The sequence below is a fragment of the Desulfonatronovibrio magnus genome, assembly GCF_000934755.1.
In the GTDB taxonomy this organism is placed as follows: Bacteria; Desulfobacterota; Desulfovibrionia; order Desulfovibrionales; family Desulfonatronovibrionaceae; genus Desulfonatronovibrio; species Desulfonatronovibrio magnus.
On sequence record NZ_KN882191.1, the window covers coordinates 22,161 to 29,129 of the forward strand.

At 47.2% G+C, this 6,969-nt stretch carries 7 protein-coding genes and 1 pseudogene; 3 read left to right on the forward strand and 5 right to left on the reverse strand.

What is annotated here, in order from left to right; translation table 11 throughout:
• Positions 1–581, forward strand: a pseudogene (locus LZ23_RS21675) (transposase); the annotation flags it as partial.
• A gap of 289 nt (positions 582–870) precedes the next feature.
• Positions 871–2,034: a Fic family protein gene (locus tag LZ23_RS21680; RefSeq protein WP_045217653.1), complete on the forward strand. Its 1,164-nt coding sequence runs from the start codon at positions 871–873 to the stop codon at positions 2,032–2,034.
• Here LZ23_RS21680 and LZ23_RS23100 read toward each other — a convergent pair.
• The 3 genes from LZ23_RS23100 to LZ23_RS21690 all read right to left on the reverse strand — a co-directional run bounded on the left by LZ23_RS23100 (position 2,031) and on the right by LZ23_RS21690 (position 4,265).
• Positions 2,031–2,726 carry a glycosyltransferase family 4 protein gene (locus LZ23_RS23100; protein WP_052507601.1) on the reverse strand — a complete coding sequence of 232 codons (696 nt, stop codon included), beginning with the start codon at positions 2,724–2,726 and terminating at the stop codon, positions 2,031–2,033. The two genes, LZ23_RS21680 and LZ23_RS23100, sit on opposite strands and share 4 nt — an antisense overlap.
• The gene (locus LZ23_RS23105; protein ID WP_052507602.1) at positions 2,678–3,244 is read right to left on the reverse strand and encodes a glycosyltransferase; all 567 of its coding nucleotides are present in this window, start codon (positions 3,242–3,244) and stop codon (positions 2,678–2,680) included. Before LZ23_RS23105 ends, LZ23_RS23100 begins: the two co-directional genes overlap by 49 nt.
• Positions 3,245–3,653: 409 nt before the next feature.
• Complete coding sequence (locus tag LZ23_RS21690) at positions 3,654–4,265, reverse strand: hypothetical protein (RefSeq protein ID WP_232300560.1); 612 nt, start codon at positions 4,263–4,265, stop codon at positions 3,654–3,656.
• Positions 4,266–4,377: 112 nt separating this feature from the next.
• On the opposite strand from LZ23_RS21690, the gene LZ23_RS21695 reads away from it, so the two are divergent.
• Positions 4,378–4,614 (forward strand): PIN domain nuclease, encoded by a 237-nt coding sequence (locus tag LZ23_RS21695; RefSeq protein ID WP_045217665.1) that lies wholly within the window; start codon positions 4,378–4,380, stop codon positions 4,612–4,614.
• A 69-nt stretch (positions 4,615–4,683) separates the two neighbouring features.
• Here the strand turns inward: LZ23_RS21695 and LZ23_RS21700 are convergent, their stop codons facing one another.
• Both LZ23_RS21700 and LZ23_RS21710 read right to left on the reverse strand, forming a co-directional pair.
• Complete coding sequence (locus tag LZ23_RS21700; RefSeq protein WP_052507603.1) at positions 4,684–5,250, reverse strand: FlgO family outer membrane protein; 567 nt, start codon at positions 5,248–5,250, stop codon at positions 4,684–4,686.
• 822 nt (positions 5,251–6,072) lie between these two features.
• On the reverse strand, positions 6,073–6,645 hold the full coding sequence (locus LZ23_RS21710) for a hypothetical protein (RefSeq protein ID WP_045217656.1): 573 nt from the start codon (positions 6,643–6,645) through the stop codon (positions 6,073–6,075).
• Between the last annotated feature and the right edge of the window lie 324 nt (positions 6,646–6,969).

The window sequence follows — 6,969 nt, forward strand, 5'->3', positions numbered from 1 at the left end:
GTCAGTCAGTATGCCTGGACAATACTTATCTGCTCACAGCTTCAATATACATCCACCTGAATCCTGTCCGCGCCGGCATAGTGGATAAGGCGGATTCATACAGATGGTCCTCGGCATCATTGTATTGTGGTGAGTCCGCTGTAGAATCCTTTGTTGACCCGAGGATTGTATTGCGCCTGGTTCATGACCAGGAACCGGAAGCCCGAAAGAATTACTGCCGGATGCTTGAGCAGGCCCACGGGCATGAGCCGGAAAACGCACTTGAGCATGAAGGGGCTATTGAAAAATTCTGTATCCGCCTGTCTCAAATTTTTCCAGGGTTGTTTAAAAAGCTGGGCAAAAAGACTGAAAATAAAGAAACGTACCTGGGATGCAATGCATCTATGCTGGATCTGACCCGGCTTGAACAGGTCATTGCAAATACCGACTTCAGCCGTTCCTGGTCATTGGAAAGCAGGAAGGCCAAAAAGTATATAGTGGAACAGTTACTGGCCAGGGGATTTAAGAAGACCGAGATAGCAGGGCGCCTGGGTATTTCACGCATGTCAGTATACAACATTCTCAATTCACATTGTGATTAACAGACAGACATCTTTACACCTCGCGCTTGACCCGATGTGTAAAGATGATGTTTACATTTTGCGTTTGATGCGATGTGTAAACTATTTCCAAGATCTGCAACAAAGGCCTTGGCTGCCCATGCTGGACACGAAGCGCTCCTCCCTGCCGGTACTCATCGACCACGGCAAAGGCGGCTTTCTCTACTTCCTGGGCGATGTGGACGCAGTGACAGTAAGTTAAGATTTTTTCCTAACTGCACGTGTAATTTAAAAAATTGACTTTTTTTTAAATTGACCATACTGATTGTGCATGAAACGTGATCGTACAGGAACATACTTTTCCACAGCAGCAGGCGGAGAAAAGGTCTGCGCCTTTATTCCAGACCCGCTTCCGCCGGTTCCTCCTTTGTCCATGGATGGCGAGACCATCAGTCTTCTGGCGGACGCAGCCCTGGCTCTGGGACGTTTGAGCAGCCTGCGTCTTGCCCCGGATTACAATCTCTTCCTGTACCAGTATGTGCGTAAGGAAGCGGTCCTTTCCTCAAAAATCGAAGGGACCCAATCCACCCTGGTCGACCTTTTGGCCCATGAGGATGACGATATTCCCGGAGTCCCTCTGGATGACGTGCTGGAGGTCAGCAATTATGTCCAGGCTATGGAGTACGGGAAGAAAAGGTTGCTGGAAGACCGGTTTCCTGTATCATCCCGGCTTATCAAGGAAATCCATGCTGTTTTGTTGACCGGAGGACGCGGCAGCGACAAGACGCCGGGTGAGTTTAAGCGTACTCAGAACTGGATTGGGGGGACACGCCCCGGCAACGCCTCATTCGTCCCGACTCCGCCGCACGAAACCCAGAGATGCATGGGGGAGCTGGACAAGTTCATTAACGACCGGGGCCATGGATTGCACATCCTGGTTACAGCCGGATTGGCCCATGTACAATTTGAGACCATCCATCCTTTTCTAGACGGCAACGGGCGAATCGGCCGGATGCTGGTACCGCTTCTGCTCATGCAGGAGGGTATTCTTGATGAACCCTGTCTTTATCTCAGCCTGTATTTGAAGAGGTTTCGAGAGGAATACTACGCCCGCCTGCAGGCAGTGCGCATGCAGGGCGACTGGGAAGGCTGGATAAAGTTTTTTCTCCAAGGCGTGATTGCCTCGGCCCGTGATGCTGTGTCTGCGGCAGAACGGATCATGGCGATTTATCATGAAGATCGCGGCCATATCCTTGACCAGGGAAAATCAACAAAGGCGGTCATGCGCGTGCATGAATGCATTCTCCAGCGCCAGGCGGCCAATCCCAAAAAAATTGCCGCACTTTCCGGATTGTCCCAGCCCTCGGTCATGACAGCCCTGCGCGTGCTGGAATCATTGGCTATTGTGAAGGAATCAACCGGGCGTCAGAGAAACACCCGTTATCATTATATTCGAACCTGCAAAATCCTGAATGATGAAATCGGGATGTTTTAATGATTACTAAATAGTTCTAAATATTTACCAGCCGTAATATCCCGGTCAAACTTCTCCAGAACTTTTAACATGGCTGTTTTGGCCATATTCGAACGCTGATCCGGATGATCAAGTATTCCAGCTACTGCCCGAGCCAGGACCTCCGGATCTCCCAGTCGGACCAGAATGCCGGTCTGGTTATGGATAACCGTGTCATGAACAGCCGGAATATCTGAGGCAATTACCGGACATTTACAGCCCATTGCTTCCACAATCACCAATCCCAGGCCTTCCTGGTCGCCGCTTTTTGCCCTGATAAACGGAAATACCGCCAGGGCGGCTTTTTGGTACAGCCGGGGCAGCTGATTCTGAGAAATCATGCCCAGAAATCTAACCTTATCTGACAAATTGAGCCTGGCAGTCAATGCTTTGAGATCATTTTGCAGAGGACCGGATCCGGCAATAGTCAGCCTGGTTTCCGGCCTGGATGCAAGGATTTCCGGCATGGCTTTTATGAGCACTTCCACGCCTTTTTTCTCTACCAGCCTGCCCACAAAAAGCAGTTCATGATCACTTGGCCTGACATCAGGATCAGGCACAAATGTGTTTTTGAGATCCACCCCCATGGGGATGACTTTTACTTTATCCGGTCTTGCTCCAAGTTTCAGGGCTTCCTGCTGCAAGGCCCGGCTGACCACGTCAGAACCTGGCATTTTTGAACAATCTTTTTCTTGAGCCGGGAAAATATCCTGCCCTGCAGGGCATACATATCTCCGCCGTGGGAAGTGCAGACAACAGGCATGTTTTTGCGGGTCAAAGCCAGGGCCATGTGGGCAGCAAGGCCCTGGGGGATGATCCAGTGGGCGAGGATTATATCGAATTGTTCCTGGCGCAGGATTTTTATCAGAGCCAGTAACTGGCCCAGGAGGAAAAAGGGAACCAGCAGATAATTCAAAGGATTGGCCTTTAGTCTGCCCATAATCCCGCCGCTGTGAGTGGCCAGATTCTCAAGAGGCCGAAAAAAGTATCCAAACCGTTTTACCCTCATCCCGGCCATGACTTCTTCATCCTTTGCCCCGGGAGAGCGCGGGGCCAGGAGCGTGATGTTGAATCTATCAGCCAGTCTGCGGGACAATTCAAACACAAATCCAGGTTCAGTATCATTATGCCACCTGGGAAAGGTGGAGGTCAGGACCAGGACTTTGATTTTACTGCCGGCATTATTGTCCATACCTGCACCAATACTGCAGGTGCTTTCAGTTATCAATAAAAATCAAAAGGCATCATATGTCACTGACCGCCCTAATGGAGCCACTTGATGTTCACCCTAATGGAGCCAGTTGATGATCACCTAATGCGTCCACCTGATGATCGCCTTAATGGAGCCATCCTGTGACCGCCCTAATGGGGCCAGTTGATGATCGCCCTAATGGGGCCACTTGGTGGTCTTCATAGTCCACGTCCATTTGTAAGTTTCGGACTTCCTTCCAATCATGTATCTCTTGGCTGATTCAAAAATGCCAAGGAGGTACATGTTTCAGTTAAAAAAGTCGACGTAGCTGGCCAGTTATTATGAAGAATGCATGTAGTCCCAAGCTTTTTATGCCACAATCACAACGGTAATATGCGCAAACAGGAAATTAATCTTCAGCAGCCCTGTCTACCAGTTCTGTAAAATCGCTTAAGGACTCAGTTCTGATGATTTTTCGGGCCAAAATACGAAGGTTATCGATGGACTGGATGGATCTAATTTTGACAGATAGCGTCCCCGGAAGTGGACCGTAAAGCTCCGAGGCCTGGTCAATTAAGGTTTCTTGGGCGTTTTTAAGTTCACCTTTCTGTTCCCCAATAATAAGTCCTCTACCTTCACCTTCTCTAAGCCATTGATCAGCTAAAGTTTCCATTATCTTTTCACCTCCCTCTGGAATGAGATCCAGAGCTTTTTTGTAGTCTTCCTTGTATAGATAGCCAGAGCTCTTAATCAGATATCTAAAGAAAATATCAATGTACTCCAGAGCAGTTCTCTGCTCCATAGATTCCAAAAGGCCCCGAACAAGACGAGTCGGCAAACCCTTGATATTCGGGTCGTTCTGCATCTTGATTATTTCAACATAGAACTTGAGCAGAATCTTTTCCCGTACTTTTTCCTCATCAATACCATGAACATTGAAAAAGGCAAAGGAAAAGTCTGGGATATAGACCTTGAAGGCCTCCGAAGGCATTTCCACCAGGTCATGGAAGGAAGAGCACATATTTCGGTCATCCTCCTGGCCCTGATAAATGACTATGGGAATAATCAACTCAAAGAACCTGTCCCCACTTTCTCATACGTGAGAGTTTGAACTTTTTGCAGCGACGCAGCAATTGAGAGATTTTCAACAGCCTGCCAGGCTTTCAGTGCAGGCCAGGGAACTCTTTTCCGATGAACAGAACGCGATTTTTGTCAGTGCGGCCAGCGCTTGGGAAATCGCCACTAAACAACGAATCGGCAAATTGGAACAACTGCCCGGGGTTGTTGACAGGTTTTCCGAACTTGTGGCAGCTGATGGCTTTATTCATCTCCCCGTGACCTATGTTTATTTCTTGCGAGCTGGTTCCTGAACTCTGTTATCAATATAAATCAAAAGGCATCATCTTTACACTTTGCGCTTGACGCGATGTGTAAAGATGTTACTGCCAGAGCTGGGGATCGGTGCCTGGGAGGACATAGTTTTCGGAACAGGCTATGATATTGTCAATATTTACAAATCTCAGGGAAATATAAACGTCAACGTCGTAGCGATGGTACTGTCCTATGGCGTAAGTTCCCACCACAAACCCCTGAACATCGTGTCTGGCACCAATTTCCTGAAGATTTCTGGATAGGATGAATTCGCCCTGATCTTCACTGACAAAGATTTGACTTTGACTCATTTTTACTTCTCGAACCTTGAGACCGTGCTGGGCCAGGCGGCCTGCAATGATCTCCGAAGACATACGTCCAAGAGTTGAAGACTTGCCCATGTGATCGATATCCACGAGACTGGTCACAATAAATGGTTTGTCTTCATCTATGACAAAACGGCAGTTGCCCAGCAGTCTGTCAACAGCCTGTTCGTGAACCAGGGTGAATTCATTATCAGGTCTGTCATTAAAGCCTGTACCGGTTTGGGATTGACTCGTGCCAGAAGTGTTACAGCCGCTTGCAAGTAAAACGGACATGAAAAGCAGGCAGAACATATAATTGTTTTTTTGCATTTTAACCTCTGTAAACCATTATTTTTTTTCAATAATCTTATTCAAAAACTATTTTTTACCACTCGTTCCCAGGCTCCAGCCTGGGGGCGTTTTGCTCTTGCGGCTTCAGCCGATGCTTTAAAATGTGGCTGTAGCCACAAAAAAAGTGGTAGTAGCCTTAGCACGAGATTGCTTCGCTTCGCTCGCAACAAGGATTGCCGCGCTCGCCCCAGTTGAATGGCTGCGCCTACACTGCGTGTATTCAACGGGGTCAAAAAACTCGCTCGCAATGACAGCTGAGCTGTCAGGGATGTAGTTGCTGAAAACTTGTCACCCACGAGGGAGCCTAAGCGACCGAAGCAATCTGTATCGTAAAACCGTAATGCTCTGAATTTATTACATATACGTTTGTAGTTACATAGAAGCTCTTCATCTGGGCGGACCAGGACCGAACTTGTGAGTAACTGTCTTTAAAGTGGAGCCTGCATCCTGCAGGCTATTTAATTCCAGGCGGCTGGAAGCCGCCTCCACATTGAAGAACAGTCCCGTATTTGGAAATTGGGACAGTCCCCGCGAGGTACTATAAAAAAGATTGATACTGCATAGGTTCCTGGAAGAAATTTGCTTTAATGATAAAATATACACAGCGAGGGACAGTCCCCCTCCGGGCTGTAAGCCTCCGGGCAGGAAGCTGTGCCAGGCGCAAAGTTCCCATCTTTGACGGAATTTTTCAGGCAAAGGTGCATCAATCATAAGCAAAAATCGTCAAAATGTGAAAACTGTAAATATCTGATTTTATAAGTAAAACAATTCTAGTTACTTGTAATATACTATATAAAGATGCTAATTTCTACTTATGACGTCATAAGTTCTTGTAGGCACGCTTTCTTTGACAATATAGTTATTTAGCTCAGCATTTTTGAAGTAAAGGGTTCTGGTTACAGTGCCGACTATTCGTTCATTATAATAAAGGTCATTCACCACAATAAGCTCATACTGTTCTACCTGATTGTACTGATTGAACTGATCTGTGCGAAATCCTGTATCTACAGGAAAGGAAGGATGATGGACAACCTGGGTACTGAAATCCAGAGTCAGATAACAATCATCATCAGGGCAGATGGAATAGCACTTTTCTGTAAGCTTGCTTTTGAGGTATTCACGGTAGGCCCTCTCAAAACTTGAGTTTGCTGCAGGGGGAACATAAATTTCGTAACAATACTCGCCGACTCCGATGTATTGTTCAACCTCATGAGAAACTTCTCCGGCGATTCTCTCCCAGTGGTATGCTGCCTGGACCATGGTTTGATCAGTAAAGAAAAAATTGTGGGGTTTGGGTGCTTCTGTAAATGGTTTTTCACACCCGGTCAGTAACAAAACTGTCAGGCATAGAAACAATAGTTTGATGAATTTCATACTTCCTCCAGGTGATAAGGGGCTGTCAGAATAAAAATATTGGCGGCCCGGAAGCCAGTCCTCAGATGGCAAAGTTTGATGGCAAAGAATCAGGCGTCGTTTTGTTACCAAGGTTAAAATGCAGGCCCAGATATGTCAAACAGTATATCTTGAGATGGATCTGCAGTGCCCTTGGACACAACGCATCAATTTGGCAAAAAGTCAACTTAGATGTCACACGGAATGCATGACTAAAAAAAGATAATTGTAAGCTTCTCACCCGGGCGGCCCGGGACCGAACCTGCGAGTAACTGTCTTTAAAGTGGAGCCTGCATCCTGCAGGCT